At 57.7% G+C, this 22015-nt stretch carries 20 protein-coding genes and 3 rRNA genes; 15 read left to right on the top strand and 8 right to left on the bottom strand.

Features of this window, described 5'->3' with window-relative positions; genetic code table 11:
- Positions 1-210: 210 nt before the first annotated feature.
- From CSING_RS12395 to rrf, 6 genes are all read left to right on the top strand, one after another.
- Entirely contained in the window at positions 211-585 is a 375-nt protein-coding gene (locus CSING_RS12395) for a GntR family transcriptional regulator (RefSeq protein WP_042532761.1), read from the top strand.
- Positions 582-1385: an ATP-binding cassette domain-containing protein gene (locus tag CSING_RS12390; protein ID WP_042532760.1), complete on the top strand. Its 804-nt coding sequence runs from the start codon at positions 582-584 to the stop codon at positions 1383-1385. Before CSING_RS12395 ends, CSING_RS12390 begins: the two co-directional genes overlap by 4 nt.
- Complete coding sequence (locus CSING_RS12385; RefSeq protein ID WP_042532758.1) at positions 1382-2368, top strand: hypothetical protein; 987 nt, start codon at positions 1382-1384, stop codon at positions 2366-2368. The genes CSING_RS12390 and CSING_RS12385 overlap by 4 nt, the downstream gene beginning before the upstream one ends.
- 593 nt (positions 2369-2961) lie before the next feature.
- Positions 2962-4480, top strand: a 16S ribosomal RNA gene (locus CSING_RS12380).
- A 498-nt stretch (positions 4481-4978) separates the two neighbouring features.
- Positions 4979-8053 (top strand): 23S ribosomal RNA (locus CSING_RS12375).
- Between the two features lie 122 nt (positions 8054-8175).
- A 5S ribosomal RNA gene (rrf, locus tag CSING_RS12370) occupies positions 8176-8293 on the top strand.
- The 16S, 23S and 5S rRNA genes sit together here, the layout of an rRNA operon.
- 384 nt (positions 8294-8677) lie before the next feature.
- Here the strand turns inward: rrf and CSING_RS12365 are convergent.
- Together CSING_RS12365 and CSING_RS12360 are read right to left on the bottom strand one after the other, a co-directional pair.
- Positions 8678-8926 carry a hypothetical protein gene (locus CSING_RS12365; protein WP_042532756.1) on the bottom strand — a complete coding sequence of 83 codons (249 nt, stop codon included), beginning with the start codon at positions 8924-8926 and terminating at the stop codon, positions 8678-8680.
- A 122-nt stretch (positions 8927-9048) separates the two neighbouring features.
- The gene (locus CSING_RS12360; RefSeq protein WP_084226221.1) at positions 9049-10101 is read right to left on the bottom strand and encodes a pseudouridine synthase; all 1053 of its coding nucleotides are present in this window, start codon (positions 10099-10101) and stop codon (positions 9049-9051) included.
- Between CSING_RS12360 and CSING_RS13870 the strand changes: the two genes are divergently transcribed.
- The 4 genes from CSING_RS13870 (at position 10037) to CSING_RS12345 (ending at position 12192) form a co-directional block, all read left to right on the top strand.
- Entirely contained in the window at positions 10037-10183 is a 147-nt protein-coding gene (locus tag CSING_RS13870; RefSeq protein WP_168162211.1) for a hypothetical protein, read from the top strand. The genes CSING_RS12360 and CSING_RS13870 overlap by 65 nt on opposite strands.
- Positions 10184-10224: 41 nt before the next feature.
- Positions 10225-11121, top strand: a complete 897-nt coding sequence (locus tag CSING_RS12355) for a universal stress protein (protein WP_042532752.1) — start codon at positions 10225-10227, stop codon at positions 11119-11121.
- 133 nt (positions 11122-11254) lie between these two features.
- Positions 11255-11515, top strand: a complete 261-nt coding sequence (locus CSING_RS12350; RefSeq protein WP_042532750.1) for a GlsB/YeaQ/YmgE family stress response membrane protein — start codon at positions 11255-11257, stop codon at positions 11513-11515.
- Between the two features lie 68 nt (positions 11516-11583).
- Positions 11584-12192 (top strand): TetR/AcrR family transcriptional regulator, encoded by a 609-nt coding sequence (locus CSING_RS12345; protein WP_042532748.1) that lies wholly within the window; start codon positions 11584-11586, stop codon positions 12190-12192.
- On the opposite strand, the gene yidC is transcribed toward CSING_RS12345, so the two are convergent.
- On the bottom strand, positions 12149-13243 hold the full coding sequence (yidC, locus tag CSING_RS12340) for a membrane protein insertase YidC (RefSeq protein ID WP_236683983.1): 1095 nt from the start codon (positions 13241-13243) through the stop codon (positions 12149-12151). The genes CSING_RS12345 and yidC overlap by 44 nt on opposite strands.
- Here yidC and CSING_RS12335 point away from each other — a divergent pair.
- Both CSING_RS12335 and CSING_RS13865 read left to right on the top strand, forming a co-directional pair.
- Positions 13197-13964 (top strand): class E sortase, encoded by a 768-nt coding sequence (locus CSING_RS12335; RefSeq protein WP_042532744.1) that lies wholly within the window; start codon positions 13197-13199, stop codon positions 13962-13964. The two genes, yidC and CSING_RS12335, sit on opposite strands and share 47 nt — an antisense overlap.
- Complete coding sequence (locus tag CSING_RS13865; protein WP_042532743.1) at positions 13964-14116, top strand: hypothetical protein; 153 nt, start codon at positions 13964-13966, stop codon at positions 14114-14116. Before CSING_RS12335 ends, CSING_RS13865 begins: the two co-directional genes overlap by 1 nt.
- On the opposite strand, the gene CSING_RS12325 is transcribed toward CSING_RS13865, so the two are convergent.
- Entirely contained in the window at positions 14117-14746 is a 630-nt protein-coding gene (locus CSING_RS12325; RefSeq protein ID WP_042532741.1) for a DUF2020 domain-containing protein, read from the bottom strand.
- Here CSING_RS12325 and CSING_RS12320 point away from each other — a divergent pair.
- Both CSING_RS12320 and CSING_RS12315 read left to right on the top strand, forming a co-directional pair.
- On the top strand, positions 14745-15917 hold the full coding sequence (locus CSING_RS12320) for a sensor histidine kinase (protein WP_042532739.1): 1173 nt from the start codon (positions 14745-14747) through the stop codon (positions 15915-15917). The genes CSING_RS12325 and CSING_RS12320 overlap by 2 nt on opposite strands.
- A gap of 36 nt (positions 15918-15953) precedes the next feature.
- Complete coding sequence (locus CSING_RS12315) at positions 15954-16592, top strand: LuxR C-terminal-related transcriptional regulator (RefSeq protein WP_042532736.1); 639 nt, start codon at positions 15954-15956, stop codon at positions 16590-16592.
- On the opposite strand, the gene CSING_RS12310 is transcribed toward CSING_RS12315, so the two are convergent.
- Together CSING_RS12310 and CSING_RS12305 are read right to left on the bottom strand one after the other, a co-directional pair.
- Entirely contained in the window at positions 16589-16906 is a 318-nt protein-coding gene (locus CSING_RS12310) for a histone-like nucleoid-structuring protein Lsr2 (RefSeq protein WP_042532733.1), read from the bottom strand. The two genes, CSING_RS12315 and CSING_RS12310, sit on opposite strands and share 4 nt — an antisense overlap.
- 345 nt (positions 16907-17251) lie before the next feature.
- Positions 17252-17884 carry a DUF6474 family protein gene (locus tag CSING_RS12305; RefSeq protein WP_042532731.1) on the bottom strand — a complete coding sequence of 211 codons (633 nt, stop codon included), beginning with the start codon at positions 17882-17884 and terminating at the stop codon, positions 17252-17254.
- 74 nt (positions 17885-17958) lie between these two features.
- On the opposite strand from CSING_RS12305, the gene CSING_RS12300 reads away from it, so the two are divergent.
- Entirely contained in the window at positions 17959-19395 is a 1437-nt protein-coding gene (locus CSING_RS12300) for a TM0106 family RecB-like putative nuclease (protein ID WP_084226220.1), read from the top strand.
- A 133-nt stretch (positions 19396-19528) separates the two neighbouring features.
- On the opposite strand, the gene CSING_RS12295 is transcribed toward CSING_RS12300, so the two are convergent.
- A complete protein-coding gene (locus CSING_RS12295; protein ID WP_042532729.1) occupies positions 19529-20821 on the bottom strand; it encodes a hypothetical protein in 1293 nt (430 codons plus the stop codon).
- Positions 20822-20832: 11 nt separating this feature from the next.
- Positions 20833-21984 carry an MFS transporter gene (locus CSING_RS12290; protein ID WP_042532728.1) on the bottom strand — a complete coding sequence of 384 codons (1152 nt, stop codon included), beginning with the start codon at positions 21982-21984 and terminating at the stop codon, positions 20833-20835.
- Positions 21985-22015 lie beyond the last annotated feature (31 nt).

Below are 22015 nucleotides of genomic sequence, written 5' to 3'. Positions count from 1 at the left end.
TCTATTGTTTCTAACTAATTTTTCTATGGTCACATTCGTGTGGTCCCCAGCCTAAGGCTAGTGGGTTCCAGTGTGCCCCATTGGTCACAAAACGTCGATAACCTTAAGGAAATTCGCAGGTCAAGAGGGTGTTAAGAGGAACTCTTGCGGGCGATATAGGGTCGGTTATATGGTTAGTTACATGAGTAACCAACCAACTAGGAGGCGTGCATGGACAATTCCGCGCAGCCCCTCTTTCGCCAGATAGCGGTGCTTATCGAGGACGCCATCATTGACGGCACTCTCGCTGAAGGTGCCCAGGCGCCGTCCACGAATGAGCTCGCCGCTTTCCATAGCATCAACCCAGCCACCGCCCGCAAGGGCCTCACCCTCCTCGCGGATCTCGGGATCCTCGAAAAACGCCGAGGCATCGGAATGTTCGTCACCTTTGGCGCGGCCGAACTTATTCGTGCACGCCGCCGCCAGGACTTTGCGGCCGAATACGCCGCCCCGCTTATCGACGAAGCCGTGCACCTGGGCTATACCCGCCAACAACTCCACGACCTCATCGACTTAGTCGCAGAAAGCCGAGGACTCTACTCATGATCAAGACCCCAGATTTCACATTCAGCGACGGCCTCACCCACGGGCTTGTCGGCCCCAATGGCATTGGTAAGACCACTCTGTTGCGCAAAATTGCCGGTCAACTGGGTGGTTCCGGTATCACGGTCGACGGTGAGAAGCCCTTCGACAATGAGAAGGTGCTCAACAAAGTTGTGCTCATGGGCATTGATAACCCCTTGCCCGAAGGTTGGAACATGAAGAAGGTCTTCACCGTGTCCAGTCTGCGGTGGCCCACCTGGAATAAAGAGCGCGCCGAAGAGCTGGTCGAGCGCTTTGAGCTGCCCATGAAGAACTACTCGGGCCTGTCCCGGGGGCAGAAGTCGGCGGCTAGCTTCATCGTTGCGGTGGCATCGGGGGTGCCGATCATGCTTCTCGACGAACCCTATCTCGGCCTCGATGCCGCTAAACGGGAAGTCTTCTACGACGTGCTGCGCGAAGAACACGGGCGCACCATTATTGTCTCCACCCATCACCTCAACGAGCTGTCCGGCCTTCTCGATACCGTGGCGCTCATGGGGGAGAACCCACTTTCCGGTCCTATCGACGAGTTCATTGAGGGCGTCGTCAAGCTCACCGGCCCTGCCGAGGCACTCGATCGCGCCTTGGGGCGCCTGTCCCTCCCGGTGCTCGAGCGTGAAAGCTCTGCCGTAGCGGACCGCGCGCTTGTCGACGCCCGCCCGAACCACTCCACCAACGTCTTCGACATGGCGCAGGAGATGGGCCTGCGTGCTTCTGAGGTTTCCCTTGAACAGGCAGTGCTGGCATTGGGGGAGACGCGATGAAGCTCTATAGGCACATGGCGCTCTCGACATTCAGTGCAATCTACGCAATATGGATTATCGTCTTGCCGTTTCTGGGGCAGGACCGCGGAACTGGCTGGGCCATCGGCTATTCACTCTTTATGCCCCTCATGCTTTACCTTTCCCAACCTGACTTCTCGCGTTACCTCACTTTTGGTCTCAGTACACGCGTGTGGAATGGGCATCGGAGAATCAATGTTTCTTTAGCGCTTGTGCTCATTCTTGTCAGTGCACCTTTTGCGTTTCCCTGGTGGGTACTCATTGCCCCGGTGTTGGCATGGATAGTCTGCATGGTGAAGCAGTTTGAACCATCGCGTTTGACGGCGAAATCACTCATCGCTGGCAGCGATGGTGATTCTTCAACCGGCTTATTTGCCGCTTCCCCGGTCTCTCAAATCGTTCTGCGCCCGCAAGTTCGCGCATGGATGTGGGTGGCGTTCGGCGCCTTCCTCGCTATTGCGGCGACTGTTGCGATTATCCAACTGTGGGGCAAAAACGTGGGAATCGTGGGTACCATCGTCACCTTGATTGTCGTACCGATCCTAATGGACTCAGTGCGAAGTTCCTTGAAAGATGCAGTGACCTTCGGGCTGCCCCGCGCTGCCTGGGCTAAAACCACCCTGCTGTGCACCGTGATTCCAGTGGGCTTAGCGGCGGTGGCTGACCTGATATTCGCCGTGGTGACTGGGAACCTTGCAGGATTCACCGTTGTGTTCCTTGCTGCAACCTCACTTCTGTTGAGTTTCGCCATTACTGATAAACAGACGTGGCTCTACACGGTGGTCCTTGCAGGACTTATTGCGGCCATATTTCTCACCTGGCTCATCAATTCCACGGTTCCAATGGAGTGGGCACTTGCCGGCATGGCGGTCATCTACCTTGCGTGGATAGTGGCCTATCCCCGAATGGCAAAGCGCGCCAACGTCTTCAGCTCGGGTGTCATGGGATGGTTTGGGGCGAGCTAGAAGCTGCTCGTAGACAAGCACTATAGACCCAATGACGTGCACTTCTTGAGGGGTTAAAAACCTCCAATGAGGTGCATGTTTGTGTTTTATTGAGCCCGTGTGTAACTTTATATGAGTCAGCGCGACCGACAGCGCCCCACAGGAACCAGAGTTCTTGAAGAGTGGCGGTAGGAAAACAGGCCCTGACAAACAAAAATTTTCTTTACTCGCAGTACTGCGTTTCATCGAAAGATGTTCCGTATGGCTGTGTGGTGATGATGTGTGAGAACTCAATAGTGTGCCAATGTACTTTTTTGTGTTGGTTGGTTTTTATTGTTCTGGCTGTGTTGTGCTGTGTGTGCGGCATGGTTGGTGTATGCCGGATGGCGCTTTTTCAAGCGGCGTCATTGTAAATAACAGTTAAGTTGTTTGGGCGTATTGATTTAAATCTTCTAACTAGGCCAGCCCCTTTTTTGCCCCGTCGGGTTGGGGGTTGGTTGTTGATTTTTTCTTTATGTAATTTTTGGATGTGCCAGTTCAGATGATGCTGCTTTTGTGGTGTTGTTTGTGTTGGTTTGTCTTTTTTGTCTAGGTTTGGGCTTTTCACGGCCTTTTTTGTGGAGAGTTTGATCCTGGCTCAGGACGAACGCTGGCGGCGTGCTTAACACATGCAAGTCGAACGGAAAGGCCCTAGCTTGCTAGGGTGCTCGAGTGGCGAACGGGTGAGTAACACGTGGGTGATCTGCCTTGTACTCTGGGATAAGCTTGGGAAACTGGGTCTAATACCGGATAGGAACTGCCTTTAGTGTGGTGGTTGGAAAGTTTTTTCGGTGCAAGATGAGCTCGCGGCCTATCAGCTTGTTGGTGGGGTAATGGCCTACCAAGGCGTCGACGGGTAGCCGGCCTGAGAGGGTGTACGGCCACATTGGGACTGAGATACGGCCCAGACTCCTACGGGAGGCAGCAGTGGGGAATATTGCACAATGGGCGGAAGCCTGATGCAGCGACGCCGCGTGGGGGATGACGGCCTTCGGGTTGTAAACTCCTTTCGACAGGGACGAAGCTTTTTGTGACGGTACCTGTATAAGAAGCACCGGCTAACTACGTGCCAGCAGCCGCGGTAATACGTAGGGTGCGAGCGTTGTCCGGAATTACTGGGCGTAAAGAGCTCGTAGGTGGTTTGTCGCGTCGTCTGTGAAATTCCGGGGCTTAACTCCGGGCGTGCAGGCGATACGGGCATAACTTGAGTGCTGTAGGGGAGACTGGAATTCCTGGTGTAGCGGTGAAATGCGCAGATATCAGGAGGAACACCGATGGCGAAGGCAGGTCTCTGGGCAGTTACTGACGCTGAGGAGCGAAAGCATGGGTAGCGAACAGGATTAGATACCCTGGTAGTCCATGCCGTAAACGGTGGGCGCTAGGTGTAGGGGGCTTCCACGTCTTCTGTGCCGTAGCTAACGCATTAAGCGCCCCGCCTGGGGAGTACGGCCGCAAGGCTAAAACTCAAAGGAATTGACGGGGGCCCGCACAAGCGGCGGAGCATGTGGATTAATTCGATGCAACGCGAAGAACCTTACCTGGGCTTGACATACACCAGATCGCTGCAGAGATGTAGTTTCCCTTGTGGTTGGTGTACAGGTGGTGCATGGTTGTCGTCAGCTCGTGTCGTGAGATGTTGGGTTAAGTCCCGCAACGAGCGCAACCCTTGTCTTATGTTGCCAGCATTTTAGTTGGGGACTCATGAGAGACTGCCGGGGTTAACTCGGAGGAAGGTGGGGATGACGTCAAATCATCATGCCCCTTATGTCCAGGGCTTCACACATGCTACAATGGTCGGTACAACGCGCAGCGACACTGTGAGGTGGAGCGAATCGCTGAAAGCCGGTCTTAGTTCGGATTGGGGTCTGCAACTCGACCCCATGAAGTCGGAGTCGCTAGTAATCGTAGATCAGCAATGCTGCGGTGAATACGTTCCCGGGCCTTGTACACACCGCCCGTCACGTCATGAAAGTTGGTAACACCCGAAGCCAGTGGCTCAAACTTGTTAGGGAGCTGTCTAAGGTGGGATCGGCGATTGGGACGAAGTCGTAACAAGGTACCCGTACCGGAAGGTGCGGGTGGATCACCTCCTTTCTAAGGAGCATTATTTTTTAACACCAGTTGGTGTTTAACCATCCAGACCCCCTTTCTTTTTGTGGGTGTGTGGTGGTTGTGGTGGTTGATGTAGACGCGTGTTCTGCTGCCACCAATTTTTTTAATCGGGTGGAGATACACCTTAACCAGAGTCTTAATTTATCTAATCGACGCAAGTTACTTTTTTCTTTTGTATGTTGGTGCATTGTTGGGTGTCTGGGGCATTATCCCCTGGTTGTAACCCATGCTGGTAACACACTGTCGAAGCCTTGTTGCTTGGTGGTGGTTGTGGTGTGGGGTGTTGTGTGAGAACTGTATAGTGGACGCGAGCATTAAACTGCATGCTTGCCACTGCTTTTACTGACTTTTGTTGGTGTGCTTTGTGGTGGTGGGTGTGTGGTTTGTGTGATTTCTGTTCTTTTGTGTTTTGTGTAGTTCACGCCGGCCGCATACGTGGTGATGGTGCTTTTGGCATTGTTGTTGTGTGTGGTTGGTTGTGTGTTCGTTATTGAGGGCGCATGGTGGATGCCTTGGCATGCTGAGCCGATGAAGGACGTGTAAGGCTGCGTTAAGCCTCGGGGAGTTGTCAATAAAGCGTTGATCCGAGGATGTCCGAATGGGGAAACCTGGCACCTGTTATGGGGTGTTACCCTTCAGTGAATTCATAGCTGTTGTGGGGGTTTACGCGGGGAAGTGAAACATCTCAGTACCCGTAGGAGGAGAAAATAAAATTATGATTCTGCTAGTAGTGGCGAACGAACGTGGATGAGGCTAAACCGTATGCATGTGATACTTGGTAGGGGTTGTGTGTGCGGTGTTGTGGGGCCCGATTTTAAGCTAGCTACCACTGGTTTGCGTGGGTGTTGTTGTTAGGCGAAGTGGTGTGGAAACACTAACCGTAGAGGGTGATAGTCCCGTAGTTGAAGACTTCAGCATCTGTGTGGTTGGGTGCCCGAGTAGCAGCGGGCTCGTGGAATCTGCTGTGAATCTGCCGGGACCACCCGGTAAGCCTAAATACTTAGTGTGACCGATAGTGTATGAGTACCGTGAGGGAATGGTGAAAAGTACCCCGGGAGGGGAGTGAAATAGTTCCTGAAACCATGTGCTTACAATCCGTCAGAGCACCTTTTTTTGTGTGTGATGGCGTGCCTTTTGAAGAATGAGCCTGCGAGTCAGCGGCATGTCGCGAGGTTAACCCGTGTGGGGTAGCCGTAGGGAAACCGAATCCTAATGGGGTGTTTTAGTGGCATGTCCTGGACCCGAAGCGGGGTGATCTACCCATGGCCAGTGTGAAGCAGCAGTAAGATGCTGTGGAGGCGCGAACCCACGTAGGTTGAAAACTGCGGGGATGAGCTGTGGGTAGGGGTGAAAGGCCAATCAAACTCCGTGATAGCTGGTTCTCCCCGAAATGCATTTAGGTGCAGCGTCGCATTAGCTTGGTGGAGGTAGAGCTACTGGTTGGTTGAGCGGGACTACAATCTTAGCAATGTCAGCCAAACTCCGAATGCCATCAATYGTGTTGTGCGGCAGTGAGACTGTGGGGGATAAGCTTCATAGTCGAGAGGGAAACAGCCCAGATCGCCGGTTAAGGCCCCTAAGGGTGTGCTAAGTGGAAAAGGATGTGGGATCGCGAAGACAGCCAGGAGGTTGGCTTAGAAGCAGCCATCCTTGAAAGAGTGCGTAATAGCTCACTGGTCGAGTGGTCCTGCGCCGACAATGTAGTGGGGCTCAAGCACACCGCCGAAACCGCGGCAATAACTTGTTATTGGGTAGGGGAGCGTCGTGCATGTKTKGAAGCGTTACCGTAAGGAGGCGTGGAGTGTGTGCGAGTGAGAATGCAGGCATGAGTAACGAATTGGAAGGTGAGAATCCTTCCCGCCGGATGACTAAGGGTTCCTGGGTCAAGTTCGTCTTCCCAGGGTGAGTCGGGACCTAAGGCGAGGCCGACAGGCGTAGTCGATGGATAACCAGTTGATATTCTGGTACCCGTATGTCCGCGCCCATGATAAAGCACTGATACTAACCACCGCGGATATGATTGATGTGTTCTTTGAACACGTTGGTTGTTGATGTCGTGGGGCCTGATGTGTGGTTCAAGTGATGGGGTGACACAGAGTAGTAGCCATGCCGCTTAGTGGATTGTTGGTGTAAGCGTGTGAGGTGGTGTGTAGGTAAATCCGCACACCGTATAGCCTGAGGCGTGATGCGTAGCCCGATTGGGGTGAAGTTGGTGATCTAGTACTGTCGAGAAAAGCCTCTAGCGATGTGGATGTATGGCCCGTACCCTAAACCGACACAGGTGGTCAGGTTGAAAATACTAAGGCGTTCGGGTGAACTGTGGTTAAGGAACTCGGCAAAATGCCCCCGTAACTTCGGAAGAAGGGGGACCACACGACTTAAACCAGTCTKTGCGCTGGTGGTGGGTTGTGGGGTCGCAGAGAATAGAGGGAAGCGACTGTTTATCAAAAACACAGGTCCATGCGAAGACGTTAAGTTGATGTATATGGACTGACGCCTGCCCGGTGCTGGAAGGTTAAGAGGACCGGTTAGTCAACTTTGTTGGCGAAGCTGAGAATTTAAGCCCCAGTAAACGGCGGTGGTAACTATAACCATCCTAAGGTAGCGAAATTCCTTGTCGGGTAAGTTCCGACCTGCACGAATGGCGTAACGACTTCTCTGCTGTCTCAACCACAGGCCCGGTGAAATTGCACTACGAGTAAAGATGCTCGTTACGCGCGGCAGGACGAAAAGACCCCGGGACCTTCACTATAGCTTGGTATTGGTGTTTGGTTCGGTTTGTGTAGGATAGGTGGGAGACTATGATACGCGTGCGCCAGCACGTGTGGAGTCGTTGTTGAAATACCACTCTGATCGGATTGAGCATCTAACCTTGGCCCATGATCTGGGTTGGGGACAGTGCCTGGTGGGTAGTTTAACTGGGGCGGTTGCCTCCCAAAATGTAACGGAGGCGCCCAAAGGTTCCCTCAGCCTGGTTGGCAATCAGGTAGCGAGTGTAAGTGCACAAGGGAGCTTGACTGTGAGACAGACATGTCGAACAGGGACGAAAGTCGGGACTAGTGATCCGGCACCTACTTGTGGATGTGGTGTCGCTCAACGGATAAAAGGTACCCCGGGGATAACAGGCTGATCTTCCCCAAGAGTCCATATCGACGGGATGGTTTGGCACCTCGATGTCGGCTCGTCGCATCCTGGGGCTGGAGTAGGTCCCAAGGGTTGGGCTGTTCGCCCATTAAAGCGGCACGCGAGCTGGGTTCAGAACGTCGTGAGACAGTTCGGTCTCTATCCGCCGCGCGCGTTGAAACTTGAAGAAGGCTGTCCCTAGTACGAGAGGACCGGGACGGACGTACCTCTAGTGTGCCAGTTGTTCCGCCAGGAGCATCGCTGGTTGGCTACGTACGGAAGGGATAACCGCTGAAAGCATCTAAGCGGGAAGCCTGTTTTAAGATGAGGTTTCATTTGAGGTCCCCTACAGACGATGGGGTTGATAGGCCAGACCTGGACACACCGCAAGGTGCGAAGGCTACTGGTACTAATAGACCAAAACAAACACACCAAACAAACAATGGTTTGGGGAATAAACACAAACACGAAGACAAAAAATCACTGTCGCTCGCGTCCACTACACAGTATCTGACACAACACACACAACCAGACCAGGTGTGCTCTACGTGTTTGTCGGTGGCCTATAGCAGCAGGGAAACGCCCGGACCCATTCCGAACCCGGAAGCTAAGCCTGCCCGCGCTGATGGTACTGCAACCGGGAGGTTGTGGGAGAGTAAGAAACCGCCGACATTAAACAACAAACAAACAACTAAATACAACGAAAAGGGACCGTTGAAGCAACACCGCTTCAACGGTCTCTTCCGGTTTTCCACAAACCCACCGCACCCACGCCGGGACACTTCATCAACCCCGCCGATGTAAAAGTGCAGACCTAAAAGGCGACACACCCAGCTGGCGAAAGACCCACCCAACAGCCCCGGCACACCACCACCTGCAGGTCTGCACTTCCACGTCTGGACACATAGAATCCACACCAAAAGAGGAGGTGCTGATACGTCCAGAGCTTTGCTGGGAGAAGTGGCAAAGGGCGTCACATGGATACCCGCCAACCCAAAAGCTGGGCTAGCGGGCTATTTGTATAAAGGTAAAAGCTGGAGGTCGGGCTTTGGCTCCTTAACCCCTCTTGCATCCGCGGGTGTCATGCAAACCGCACTGAGGAATACCAAGGAACGACAGCGCGATAGATGAGAGCGTGACTGGGATAGCGATGATGCCGTAAATGGGGGAGTCGACGACGAGCTCATTGAGATCGGTGGACGAGCCCTGGTTGGTGTTGTGCAGTGTGCTGTTTTCAGCGTTGGCGGTGGGGGCTGCTGTCACAAGCAGTGCGGTGGCGCCGATGAGAGCTAGGGGCTTTTTCATCGTGTCAGGTCCTTTCGGATAGGGAAGTATAGGGGATTCCTAGGCTATCGGACCGAAAAGTTAAAGCAATGGGTCGTTGGCACTTTCCGTCGGCGCTGAGTGAAGCGGTGTTGTAGCGGTACTTAATGGGCAATCAATCTATGGGTATAAAGGGGCAATTGTGAGCTGAATCCACGGGTATCACCGGTAACGGGGTCAATGAAGGAAATGTGTGTGGCGGTCAAATGCATTGGAATGCGCATGTCCTCGGCCTCGGAGGGGTAGATGACGGGGTAGATGGGGTCGCCAATAATGGGAATGCCTGCCTGAAGCATGTGGAGGCGCAGCTGATGCGTCTTCCCGGTGTGCGGTTTGAGAGTGTATTTCGCCAGTGGCGGAAGTGGGCCGTGAATGGCTTCGTAGGGGGTCTTTTCTATTGGTTCTACGGCAAGGACCTCAGTAATGGCGTTCACCTCACCATCAACGATGCGTCCTTGTAGTTCACCGGGAGTCTTCTCCATGCGGGAGCGCCAGAGGGTGCCGGGGGAGACGTCGGCAAGCGGGGCGATGGCTTCGTAAGTCTTGGTGACGCGGCGCTCGGCAAACAATGTCTGGTAGGCGCCCCGAACGGCGCGGTCCTTGGTGAAGACGAGGATCCCTGAGGTGAGGCGATCCAGGCGGTGCGCGGGGGAGAGCTCGTTGTTGCCGGTCATCCGGCGCAGGCGCACGGTTGCTGTCTCTGTGATGTGTCGGGCCCGGGGCATGGTGGCCATGAAGGGCGGTTTGTCCACGACGAGGAGGTGCTCGTCCTCAAAGAGAATGGGGATGTCATAGGGAACAGGGACCTCTGGCGCAGGGATGCGGTAGAAGTACACCACCGCATTAGTGTCGAGGATGCTGTCAGGGTTAAGGGCCGTTCCGTTTTGGGTCACAACCTCGTTCGCGTTGAAGCGGGCCTGTAAGGCTTGGTCGTTATCGTCGGGGTGACGGTGGCGCTGGGAGGTGATGAGACCACGGACGAAATCCCACGCAGAAATCGGGCCCTCCGGAACACGGGCTTGGGTGGGGTTTAGTCCATCGCGGATGGGAAGTGGGGTTGCGCCACGCCTTTTATGGACTATTCTTTTTCCCATGGATTTTAACTCGATTCTCGCACCCGCCATTGATTTCTTCTCTAATGGTATCGGTGCCGTCATTCGTGACATTGCTGTGGCTCTCTACAACATTCTCTTCCCCGCCAATGCGGATGCTGCGACCGCCCCACAGGCCGGTCAATAGGTATTAGACTGGAGATGTAAGCACGTCGAAAGGAAAAGGTCATGGCCAAGGAAGACATTGTCGTCGTAGCCGTCGATGGTTCGGAAGCGTCGAAGAACGCCGTCCGTTGGGCTGCTAATACTGCAACGAAGCGCGGAATCCCGCTTCGCATCGCATCGAGCTACACTATGCCGCAGTTCCTCTACGCCGAGGGCATGGTCCCTCCGAAGGAGCTTTTCGACGATTTGCAGGCAGAAACCCTGGAAAAGATCGAGGAGGCCCGCGCTGAGGCCCACAGGGTGTCGCCGGAGTTGAAGATTGCCCACACCGTGGCTGAGGGTTCCCCCATTGACATGCTGCTGGAGATGTCCAAGGACGTCACCATGATTGTCATGGGCTCCCGCGGTATGGGCGGCCTGTCCGGCATGGTCATGGGTTCCGTTTCGGCTTCTGTGGTCTCCCACGCTTCGTGCCCAGTTGTGGTTGTCCGTGAGGATAACCAGGTCACCGAGTCCACCAAGTACGGCCCTGTCGTCGTGGGCGTTGACGGTTCTGAGGTTTCCCAGAAGGCCACGGACTACGCCTTCAAGGAGGCTGATGCTCGCGGCGCTGAGCTCATCGCGGTACACACCTGGATGGATATGCAGGTGCAGGCTTCCCTGGCTGGACTTTCCGCCGCCCAGGCCGAGTGGGCAGAGGTCGAGCGCGAGCAGGCAGACCTGCTTACTGAGCGTTTGGCTGAGCACCAGAAGGAATACCCGAATGTGTCGGTTAAGAAGCTCATCGCGCGTGACCGTCCGGTTCGCGCACTAACGGATGCTTCCGAGGGGGCCCAGCTATTGGTCGTCGGTTCCCACGGCCGTGGCGGTTTCAAGGGCATGCTCTTGGGCTCCACCTCTCGCGCGCTGCTGCAGTCTGCGCCGTGCCCAATGATGGTGGTCCGCCCGGACTCCGAGTAACCCTCCTATAACTCCGCAATAACGATTCGGCCGCATCATGCTGTGAATATGATGTGGCCGGGTCGTTTTGTGGTTTTCGGACGTACCATGGTTGATGGAAACAACAAATCATCGAAAAGGAGTTGTGTACACCATGGGACTTGGTCTCGGATTCTTTGGCTCAATCATCGTTGGTATCATCGCCGGCTGGCTCGCAGAGAAGATCATGAAGCGCGATCAGGGACTGTTCACCAACCTCATCGTCGGTGTTATCGGCGGTCTTATTGGTGGTGGACTGCTGGCCCTCTTCAACAAGGATGTGAGCGATAGCTGGTTCCTCATGATTATCACCGCCACAGTCGGTGCCTGTATCCTGCTGTGGATCGTCGGAGCGATTACGGGCCGCAAGAAATAAAATTTCACATACATACCGGTTTGTCTATATTGTGTAGATGAACCGGTTTTGTCATGTGAGGAGAAAAAATGGCCGAAAAGAAGTCGCGCCGCAATCGCCCGAGCCCGCGCAGCCGACTACTTGATTCCGCCACGCGGCTCTTTACCACTGAAGGAATCCGTGTCATTGGAATCGACCGCATTCTGCGCGAAGCTGACGTGGCCAAGGCATCGTTGTACTCCCTTTTCGGCTCCAAGGACGCCCTCGTCATTGCGTACGTTGAGGCGCTTGATGAGCAGTACCGCGCGGACTGGCACCAGCGCACCGAGGATGTCACGGATGCGGAGAGCAAAATCCTCGCCTTCTTTGACAAAGCCATTGAGGAACAGCCCACGATTGAATACCGCGGCTCGCACTTCCTCAACGCTGCGGGAGAATATCCGCGTCCGGAAACCGATGCGGAACGCGGCATTGTTGCCGCGTGTGTGGAACACCGTTCGTGGATGCACTCCACCATTACGGCACTGCTCAACGCCAAGAATGGTTACCCCTCAGAAGACCAGGCCAGTCAGCTCCTCATCTTCCTTGACGGAGGGCTTGCCGGCGCACGGCTCACTCGTGAGTCAGCTCCGCTGGTAACTGCGAAGCAGCTGGCTATTCAGCTGCTGTCGGCCCCTCCTGCCGATTATTCGATTTAACAATCTTCTTGGCCTCAGCCAGGATTTTGGCATGGCGTTTTCGGGCCGCCGCGGATGCTTCCTTCTGCTCGGGGTTCGCCTTAAAGCGCTCCTTTGCAGCTTTCTTCTTCCTCTTCTTTTCCTTTGTGCGCCACCGCTCAATGCTTTCTCGTCGCTGCTCATGCACGGCCTCGGGAAGCGGGTAGCGCTTGCGTAGGATCGCCTCGTAAACCAAAGTCTGGAGCAGCGTGAAGAGGTAGGAGCAGCCCCAGTAGAAGATGATGGTGACGGGAATCGGGCCGTGCCAGGCTACGGTCCACAGCATCCACGGGATGATGACCACCATGATCGCCATCAGCCAGAGCAAACGGCGCGGGATCTTCTCATCGAAGAGCGTGGTGAGGTAGCCACGGTACAGCGTGATGAGCGTGTTCAGTGAGGTAAACGTCAGCGCGGCAATGAGCATCGGCAGCACAAGGTCGTGGTGCTCACGCGCAAAATCCGTGAGGGGCACGCCGAAGATGGTGGAGGCGCGGAAGGAGGAGACGTTGTCAAGCGTCAGCATCCCCACCGGCTCGTTGGCGGAGCCGGATACCCGGAGGACAACCTGGTAGAGGCCGATAAAAGCAGGGACGATAATGAAGGACGGGAAGCACCCCAACATGGGATTGTGGCGGAAGCGTTCCTTGAGTTCGCGCTGCTGGGTGTAGAGCTCGACAGCTTGGTCAACCTCCGTGACCTCGCGGAGCTGGGCGTTGAGCTCCGTCATCTCAGGCCGCATGAGGGCACCGATGCGGCCTTGTTTCACAGCGAGCCAGTTCAACGGCGCGATGATTCCGCGCACCGTCACCACCAGGAAGACGATGGTGAGGATCCAGGCCAGTGAACCATCCAGGAAGGAAGCAAAAAGCAGGTGCCACAGTTTCATGATTCCGGAGACCGGGTACATGAATAACTCGAGCATCGTGGACTCCTCTTCGTCCTGAGTGGGGTACCTATACGGTACAGGGGCTAGTGTAGGAACCATGCCACAGCCCACGACGCGCAGAAAGACAACGGTGAGCTCAGTCATTGGTGAGCTTATGCTCACCGTCGGCGTGCTGCTCTTGCTCTTTGCGCTTTATGAGTCTTATTGGACCAATATTGAGTCCGGTCACCTGCAGGAGGAAGCCAACGAGACCCTGCAGGAGGAGTGGCGCAACCCGCGCGGCCAGGGGCACGCGCCCAAGCTGGGTGAAGCCTTCGCGCGTCTTTATATCCCAGCGTTCGGTTCGGACTTTGCCTTCGCCGTGCTGGAGGGCACCAACGAGGATGATCTCTTGCGCGGGCCAGGGCGCTATCCGGACACGCAGATGCCTGGTGAGAAGGGGAATTTTGCCGTGGCAGGCCACCGCGTGGGGAAAGGCGCGCCGTTCAATGACCTAGGTAACCTTCAGACGTGTGATGCCATTGTCATCGAGACGTTCACGGAGTGGATTACCTATCGCGTGCTACCGATTGACGGCGCTTCGGCGGACTGCTTCAGCTCAGAGCAGCGCGAGAAACCGGAATACCAGAAGATTCAAGGCCGCCACATCACCCTTCCTGGTGATGTCAGCGTGCTGCAGCCCATCCCTGGAACACCGCCGGAAGCTGGGATCGAGGCCAGCGAGGGCTTGTTGACCCTCACCACATGCCACCCGCAGTTCTCCAACGCGGAGCGCATGATTATCCATGCCATGGAGACCGACCGCGAGCCCAAGTCTTCTGGCTCGGATGACAACCACCGCCCCGCCGTCCTGGAGGAGAACTAATGTACCGCGCCCTGTGGAACCTGTTGCCCGGCCCCACTGCCGTCAAGGCCGTGCTGGCGGTAGCTCTGCTTATCGCTGTGTTTTTCTTGCTCATGGAGGTTGTTTTTCCGTGGGTATCGGCGATGATGCCGTACAACGACGTTGCGGTGTAGCTAGAGCCCCAAGCGGGAGATGGCCTCCTGCGCGATGAGTTGCGGCTTGAGTGTCTGCAACTGGTTCGACCACACGAGAACCGCGTGGGTATCTTTCTGCACGGCGAAGACAGAGTGCTCCTCAAACACGCCCCGCCCACCGGACCAACCGTCGAACTCAGCCAGCTCCGTTTCATTCACCGGTGCAGCGGCGTCAACGACGGCGCGCGCCTCGTCCACGCTGGGCATCTCGCGCACAATGACGGTGGCTTGGGGTTCCTCCGGGTAAGACCAGAACACGCAGGCAGGGGTGCCAAAGCGCTTGTCGACGCCCCACCGAGTCATCCTCTGCCCATTCGTATCCGCTACCCATTGGGTGTCCAGGTAGGGGCAGTCTTCCCAGTCGGTCACCTCGGCAGAGGCAGTGACGGGGAGGCCGTCGCCGGTGACTGCAGGGGAGTCGGGCGCGTCATCGGTGGCGTCGTCCGTAGTTGCCCCCGTAGCCCCCGTAGCTCCCGTCGCCCCTGTCGCCGCAGTGGGGGCGCTGGGCGGTGTCGCTTCCGTGGGCCGATTACCGTCTGTGCAGCCGGTGGTGACAAGGCTGATACCGATCAGACAGGCAGCAAGGCGGGGCAGTAGGCTGTGGCGCATGACCTCCACACTAGACCACCGTTCGGTTGACTCGGATGCGTTGCGCAACGGTATTCACATCCTGACCGCAACGCTTCTGGTGGTGGCCATCCTCACCACCGTGCGTTTGCCGCTGTGGCAGGGCGTGCTTAACCTGCTGCTGCTCGTGTCCTTCGCCGTGGTCTACTTTGGTGGCTCGGTCTACTTAGAGACACTGCCGCGCATCGCCCGCTATGGCTGGCTCGCCATCCTCACGGTGTTGTGGCTGGCGGATATGGTGGTGGCGCCGGCGGCCATCTACCTGGTCTTCTCCCTGTACTTTGTGTACCTCTACGTGCTGGAGATGATCCCCGGCATTGTGTGTGTCCTCGTAGCCACGGTGGCGGCGGTGCTCGTGCAGGTGCCAGGCGGGTTGACCTTCGGCGGCATCATGGGGCCGGCGGTCTCGGCGCTCGTCACCATCGCGATTTCCTATGCCTTCAGTGCCCTGAACAGGATGAACCGTGAGCTTATGGAAACCCGCTCCCAGCTAGCAGAGTCCGAGCGTGAAGCGGGCATGACGGCGGAGCGCCAGCGCATCGCTCATGAAATCCACGACACCCTGGCCCAGGGCCTGTCTTCGATTCAAATGCTCCTGCATGCCGCCGATCGTGACCTGGACTCAGAAAACATCCCCAAAGCCCACGAACGAATCGAACTTGCGCGTCGCACCGCCGCGGATAACCTGCACGAGGCCCGCGCGATGATTGCTGCTCTCCAGCCGGCGGCTCTCTCGGAGACTTCCCTTGGGGCAGCGCTGGGCCGCATGGCGGAGAACTTCGCCGCCACCGGTGACGTGGAGGTCATGGTGGACGTCGAGGGCGAGCCACAGCAGCTGCCCATGAAGGTGGAGGCGGCGCTGTTGCGGATTGCGCAGGGCGCGGTGGGGAACGTCGTCAAGCATGCTCACGCGACTAAGGCCCGGGTGACCGTCACGTATGAGCCGGACGAGGTGCGCGTGGACGTGGTTGATAACGGGCGGGGTTTTGATGTGGAAGCCGTGGAGAATAGGCCGGCCGGATTAGGCCATATTGGGCTCAGTGCCATGAGCCGCCGCGCGGAGGAGCTTGGGGGTGACGTCGTGATTGAATCCACACCAGGGACGGGCACGGCGGTCTCAGTTAGTGTGCCCTTAAATAACGATGTAGATTAAGAATTTGACCGGACCGTACCAATGAGGAGGAAGCCCGTGATTAGGGTCTTGCTTGCCGATGACCACGAGATCGTGCGCCTGGGCTTACGCTCTGTGCTCGAGGGCGCTGAGGACATCGAGGTGGTGGGCGAGGTCGCCACGGCTGAAGCCGCGGTCTCCGCTGCACAAGCAGGTGGTATCGACGTCCTCCTCATGGACCTGCGCTTTGGTGCGGGCATTGAAGGTACCCGCGTTATGGGTGGCGCGGAAGCCACCGCCGCCATCCGCTACTCCATGGATAACCCGCCCAAGGTCCTCGTGGTGACGAACTATGACACGGACGCCGACATCCTCGGGGCTATTGAATCCGGTGCAGTGGGCTACCTGCTCAAGGACGCGCCACCCGCCGAGCTCCTCGCAGCGGTGCGCTCCGCGGCGGAGGGCGACTCGGCACTCTCACCCGTGGTGGCGGACAAGCTCATGACGCGAGTGCGCACCCCGCGCACCTCCCTCACCCCGCGCGAGCTTGAGGTGCTCAAGCTGGTTGCCGCCGGTTCCTCAAACCGCGAGATCGGTGTGGAGCTCATGCTGTCCGAGGCAACCGTGAAATCCCATCTCGTCCACATCTACGACAAGTTAGGCGTGCGCTCGCGCACTTCTGCTGTGGCGGCTGCCCGCGAGCAGGGAGTTCTTTAAAGATTGTTGGCGTCGCGGTAGGCCAAAATAACGTCATTGCGAATCTTGCCGCGCTCTGCCACGTCGTAGCCGTGCTTGGCTGCCCATTCGCGAACATCAGACGGCTTGTAGCGGCGAGTTTCCGTCTTTACCGGGTGGCGTGCCGCCTTGACAAAAGGCTCCAACGCGGCATGAAACTTGTCCGCATTTTCGCGGGAAACATCCAAGAGGTAGTCCTTGCCATCAACGCTGAAACGGATGACGGTAAGTTCTTCCTCAGTAAGCGGGCTATTATCAAGGTCATCAAAGAACTGCGTTACTTCACGGCGTGCCATGGTTCTCCATTCAGTAGTGTCCCAGCCCTGTGCGCTGGGTTAGAAGAGCACTTTTACATAGTAGTTACTTTTTGAGGTGTGGTTTTAAAACCGGTTATCCTCGTCACCGACTATATCTCAGAAATAGGGTTGGCGAGGTCTCATAACCTTAAAGTAATAGGGGAGTTTGGGAAAACGGTGTGGAATTCCCTGGGTGGATCGCTGGCGTTTGCAATACTGATTGAATGCTGTGGTTCTGCATTTAAAATCCACGTTTAAAGGTTAAGGGTGGCGGGCTCCAAAAGCATCGGAAATGCAGAAAAGCCGCGACCCAGGGAAGGCCGCGGCTACAGGAGACGCTGGAGTTTAGGCGCGCAGCTTGGCCTGGATATCGGCGTTGATGGAGTCAATCTCGCCGGAGATCGAGCGGTGTGCGCGCTGGCGCTGCTGCTCGGTCATGTACTCGGCGTTATCAATTGCCGCATCAAGCTCGTTGAGGCGCTCCTTGACGTCACGCTTGAAGCCCGCCGGCACGTTGGCGTCCTTGAGGGAGTTGCGCACGCCGGCGGTGCGAGCCTTGAGCGGTGCGCCGTGGCCAGCGAAGGACGCGAGCTGGTCAGCGGACACGCCGGCCTTCTGCGCGCGCTTGTTCTCAATTTCGCGCTGGGCTGCGGTAATTCCACGGTAGATAAGCGGCAGCAACAGCGGAGCAGCGGTGCGCAGGGCACCGGCGTAGCGCTTGACGTTGTTCTTGTTAAATCGGCCTTCTTTAATACGCTCGAGTTCTTTTTGGGCCATCTTGTACTCGTGCTTGCGGCGCTTCTTCAGGCCCTTTTCCTCGGACTTGATGAGGGCCTTCTCTTGCTTGGCCAGCAGCTTCTGTTGACGGTGCTTGGCCTTGTCGGCGGCCTTGACCTCGGCCTTGGCGCGGGTCTTAGCAGCCTTGACCTCAGCGCGCGCCTCACGGCGGGCCTTGCGGATCTTCTTGATCAAGCTCATTGAAACGTCCTTTATTTTTCATCGGTAGGGTCTCGCTACAACTTTAGCAAGGTGGTCTACTAAGCTCACCTGGTGTGAAAGATGTGCTCGTCGCCACGGACCTCGTGGGCTGCCGCTATCGCCTCGTGCAGCGCCGCGCACATCCGGATACCCCGCGCACCCCAACGGGCCAGGCTCGGGCCGAGCGTCACGCCGCGGCCATTGAGGCCGCCCTTGCCCTGATTCCGCGCACAGGGCCCGGGCGCTTTCGTCGCATTGACCTTGAGGGCACAGATTTTGAGCGGGCCATGGCCACGCTTGAGGCGCTTGCGTACGGCTATACCCACATTACGAACGCGGTCTTTTCCACCGACGAGTGGATGGTTCGCGTGGAGCTGCTCGTCCGCGATGGTGACAACTACAGCCCCGTCATCGTGTCTGACCACCGCGTGGCCCGGCCGAATGAGAATGGTCGAACTCTCGTGGTTCCCACGCACCGCCTGGGGCTGAGCGAGCCTTTGCCGGCGAAATACAAGGTCAAGCATCATGCGATTGATGGTTATCGTTTGGCTCTCGCCGCCCGTGGCCTCGAGGAGGTGGGCTTGAACTCCGGGCGCGGCGCCACGATTGGACAGGATCGCAGCCAGGCTTTTGTTGCGGAGACTGCACATTATCCCGTCGATGCTGCACTGGCCCAGCCCCTTCCGGAGGGCCCGCGCCGCGTCAAGGAGTGTGCCTCCTGCCGCTTCTGGCACCTGTGTCAGCCGGAACTTGAAGCCCGCGATGATATCTCGCTCTTCCTTCCGGGGGACCGCGCGAACCCTTATCGTGAGCGCGGAATCACAACGGTGCAGGCGCTTATCGACGCCTCCCTCGGCACCCCCTCCGCCCTCGCCGCCGCCTGGCGCGACGGCATTCCGCTGCTACGCCGCAGTACAATCAGCGTTCCCCGGGCCGACGTCGAGGTGGATGTCGATATGGAGGCTTACCTTGACCAAGGTGCCTACCTGTGGGGCGCGCGCCTCAATGGCGAGTACATCCCGTTCGTGACTTGGGAGCCGCTGGGCGGCCGTGCCGAGGCGGAGAACTTCGCGGAATTCTGGGAGTGGCTCATGGGCGTGCGTGCCCAGGCCCACACGGAGGGCAAGACCTTCGCCGCGTATTGTTATTCGGCCCATGGTGAAAACCACTGGATGCGCCGCTCCGCGCAGCGCTTCCGGCATCCTGGCCTGGAGGAGGTGGAGGAGTTCATTTCCTCGGAGGAGTGGGTGGACATGTTTGTTCATGTCAAGCGCAGTTTCGCGGGCACGGCTGGCCTCAGCCTCAAGACCGTGGCCCCCGTTGCGGGGTTTGAGTGGCCGGAGGAGTTCGACGGCGAGGAATCCGTTAATGCCCGCCGCGCCGCCCTGGCCGGTGACGCGTACGCCCGTGAGCAGATCCTGCGCTACAACGCCGGTGACGTGACCGCCACCTCTGTGGTCCGCGAGTGGATGTCTGCCGGCGCGCCGGGCGTCCCACCGTTGGACGCCTAACCGCCTCGTTCCATTTCCCCAGACCTGGGCCCCATACTCCCAGGTCGGGATTTCCTGTGTCCCGCGCGCTTGGCGACGCCCACCTGCACGTTTCGGGTTGCAGGTCTGGGGGCTTGGGGAAGGGGCAGAGGGCCTAGAGGACGAAACTGAGAGCGCCGACGAGGACGAGGACACCAAGTGCAATCAACGCTTGGTTCCAATCCGTGGCCGTCGCGGGGGCAGGGCCCTCGGCTTTCTTCTGGAGCACAGCCTTTTGTGCCTTGACCGCGCGGGCGGTGAGGACCGGGAGAAGCGCCATGGAGCCGAGGCTGAGCAGGGAGGCTATGACCATGGTGAGAGAGCTGGACGTGGCCAGCCACAGCGCCAAACCGCCATTGATGAAGACGGAGCGCCCAATCCCCCAGCGGTTATATTCCTGCAGGCCAGCCCGGACCGCGGAGGGACCGCCGCCCATCGTCGTGGGCATAAGATAGCTCATCACACCAACAAGGAGTTGGGCGGCAAAGCCAACGACGAGCGCGAGCATAGGAATCTTCGGTTCGTCGGTGAAGAAGTGCTGCGCGGTGTAGTACGTTAGTCCCCCTACCAGCCAGAATGCTGAGAACAGTACGGAGAGAGCGGGGAAGGTGATGCGCCCGCGTGGTTCCTCGGCCACAGTGAGGACGTTGACCAGCCAGCCTTCCAGGCTTGCTAGCCAGCCTAAGCAGTAGATGATGAGGCCGACCTCAGGGATATTCCACACCGAGCCGATGAGGGTGGCGATAACGCCCAGGCTCAACAGCGCAAAGCTTAAGTTCATGCGTGGGTTCACGCCCTTGGTGCGCCAGATGGACGGGAACAAAATGGTGAGTGAGCCCGCCGCGGCCAAGCCCACGAAGCCACCGACGTTGGCGGTGACGTGCGCGATGAGCAAACGCGGGTGAGAAGGGTGGACAGCCAGCAGCGCGCCAAGGACGGCGCCGACGGCGAGGAAGAACGCCGAGGCCACGTAAGCGGCGACGACCGGCCGGAAGCGCTTGGACTCTGCCTGGCGCCACAGGCCATAGAGAACCACGCCGTGCCAGAGCACAGCGGCGGCAACCAGCGTGGCGCCAATCTGAGTCAGTATCCAGTGTTTATCCCAGGCTTGCACGAGCAGCTGGCCTAGAAGAACCACGATGACGCCTGCGTTGAGCAGGTAGATGCGTGCGAGCTGCCGTGGTCGCGCCGAGTCAGGAAGTCGCAGCTGCACGAATTTCTCGGTGAGGTGCTGGGACCACACGATGATGCTGTTGGTGAGGATGCCCAGTGTGAAGAGGTGGATGAGCACCCAGCGGTAATTGGGGATGAGGATGTGAGACGCGCCGGCGACGAGAAAAACCATCATCCAGATGCTGACCGGGCGGGATGCTTTTCGATGCCACGTGCGGGGCGACCACTTATCCATAAAACCCGAGTTTATCCGTTTTTTCTCACAGCCCAACTCATGCCCGCAATGCCTAGGGCCAGCACGGCGTAGACACCGATGAAGCCGGGCCAGGGGAGGGCGTCGAAAAGCATGCCGGACAGTGCGCCCAGGACGGAACTGCCCAGGTAGTAAAAGAAGACATAGAGGCTGGAGGCCTCGGCGCGGTCATGAGTCGCAATGTGGCCTACCCAGCCTGAGGCTGTCGAGTGCGCGGCAAAGAAACCGATGGTGAGCAAGATAATTCCCAGCAAGGTGGGGATGAGGGGACCGGCGCACAGCACAATCCCCGCTGCGAAGAGCACGCAGGAAAGCAGGAGAGTAGTAGCGTGGCCCAGCTGCGAGACAAGCCGGCCCGCTCGTGCCGAGGACCACGTGCCCGTGAGATAGAAGAGGAAGACCAGGCCAGCTAGGCCGGGTGAGAGGTGGAAATGGTGGATGAGCCGAAAACCGAGGAAGTTGTAGAGCGAGACAAACGTGCCCATCGCTACGAAGGCCACGATGAACAGAGGAATGAGGCGGGTGTCGTGCCCGTGCCGGAAAATGGCGCTGAGCTCCGAACGGAAGTGAATTTCCTTGGGCGTGAAATTCTGCTGGTGGGGAAGAAGGATCGCGGCGATGATGGCCAGAATGAGTGTGACCAGGCTGGAGCCCAAAAGCGCCCAGCGCCAAGAGGTGAGTTCAAGCAGGCCGGTGGGGATGAGACGGCCGGTGAGGCCGCCGATGGTCGTGCCGGCGATGTAGAGGCCCATGGCGCGGGCGACGTAGTGTGATTCCAACTCTTCCGAAATCCAGGCCATGGCGGTGGCCGGCGCGCCGGCAATGACCGCGCCTTGGAGGGCGCGGGTGGCGATGAGAATTTCCGGATTGGGGGCCAAGGGCACGAGCATGCCGATGAGCGTTGCTGCGATGCTGGAGGCCAACAATAGTTTTCCACGGCCGATGCGCTCGGAGATGATTGAGACGGGGATGACGCAGATGGCGAGCGCGCCGGTCGCAGCGGAAATGGTCATGGCGGCTTCGGTGGAGGACATGCCCATGTCGTCCACCAAGGTGGGCAGCATGGCTTGGGTGGGGTAGAGGCAGGAAAAAATTGCCAGGCCCACGAAGAGCATGGCGATGGTGGCGCGCCGGGTTCTCGTCATGAATCAAGCATGGCCTGCCCGCGGTTATGTG

Source organism: Corynebacterium singulare (assembly GCF_000833575.1).
Taxonomy (GTDB): Bacteria; Actinomycetota; Actinomycetes; order Mycobacteriales; family Mycobacteriaceae; genus Corynebacterium; species Corynebacterium singulare.
This window is presented reverse-complemented; position numbering and strand designations above follow the sequence as displayed.

Excerpts from the sequence above, each read along its gene's own strand:
- CSING_RS12365 (WP_042532756.1), bottom strand. The coding sequence starts at position 8,926 with ATGAAAAAGCCCCTAGCTCTCATCGGCGCCACCGCACTGCTTGTGACA.
- CSING_RS12335 (WP_042532744.1), top strand. The coding sequence starts at position 13,197 with ATGCCACAGCCCACGACGCGCAGAAAGACAACGGTGAGCTCAGTCATT.
- CSING_RS12345 (WP_042532748.1), top strand. The coding sequence starts at position 11,584 with ATGGCCGAAAAGAAGTCGCGCCGCAATCGCCCGAGCCCGCGCAGCCGA.
- CSING_RS12325 (WP_042532741.1), bottom strand. The coding sequence starts at position 14,746 with ATGCGCCACAGCCTACTGCCCCGCCTTGCTGCCTGTCTGATCGGTATC.
- CSING_RS12355 (WP_042532752.1), top strand. The coding sequence starts at position 10,225 with ATGGCCAAGGAAGACATTGTCGTCGTAGCCGTCGATGGTTCGGAAGCG.
- yidC (WP_236683983.1), bottom strand. The coding sequence starts at position 13,243 with ATGACTGAGCTCACCGTTGTCTTTCTGCGCGTCGTGGGCTGTGGCATG.
- CSING_RS12295 (WP_042532729.1), bottom strand. The coding sequence starts at position 20,821 with ATGGATAAGTGGTCGCCCCGCACGTGGCATCGAAAAGCATCCCGCCCG.
- CSING_RS12320 (WP_042532739.1), top strand. The coding sequence starts at position 14,745 with ATGACCTCCACACTAGACCACCGTTCGGTTGACTCGGATGCGTTGCGC.
- CSING_RS12385 (WP_042532758.1), top strand. The coding sequence starts at position 1,382 with ATGAAGCTCTATAGGCACATGGCGCTCTCGACATTCAGTGCAATCTAC.
- CSING_RS13865 (WP_042532743.1), top strand. The coding sequence starts at position 13,964 with ATGTACCGCGCCCTGTGGAACCTGTTGCCCGGCCCCACTGCCGTCAAG.
- CSING_RS12290 (WP_042532728.1), bottom strand. The coding sequence starts at position 21,984 with ATGACGAGAACCCGGCGCGCCACCATCGCCATGCTCTTCGTGGGCCTG.
- CSING_RS12360 (WP_084226221.1), bottom strand. The coding sequence starts at position 10,101 with ATGACGGCACCGATACCATTAGAGAAGAAATCAATGGCGGGTGCGAGA.
- CSING_RS12390 (WP_042532760.1), top strand. The coding sequence starts at position 582 with ATGATCAAGACCCCAGATTTCACATTCAGCGACGGCCTCACCCACGGG.
- CSING_RS12350 (WP_042532750.1), top strand. The coding sequence starts at position 11,255 with ATGGGACTTGGTCTCGGATTCTTTGGCTCAATCATCGTTGGTATCATC.
- CSING_RS13870 (WP_168162211.1), top strand. The coding sequence starts at position 10,037 with ATGGATTTTAACTCGATTCTCGCACCCGCCATTGATTTCTTCTCTAAT.
- CSING_RS12395 (WP_042532761.1), top strand. The coding sequence starts at position 211 with ATGGACAATTCCGCGCAGCCCCTCTTTCGCCAGATAGCGGTGCTTATC.
- CSING_RS12310 (WP_042532733.1), bottom strand. The coding sequence starts at position 16,906 with ATGGCACGCCGTGAAGTAACGCAGTTCTTTGATGACCTTGATAATAGC.
- CSING_RS12305 (WP_042532731.1), bottom strand. The coding sequence starts at position 17,884 with ATGAGCTTGATCAAGAAGATCCGCAAGGCCCGCCGTGAGGCGCGCGCT.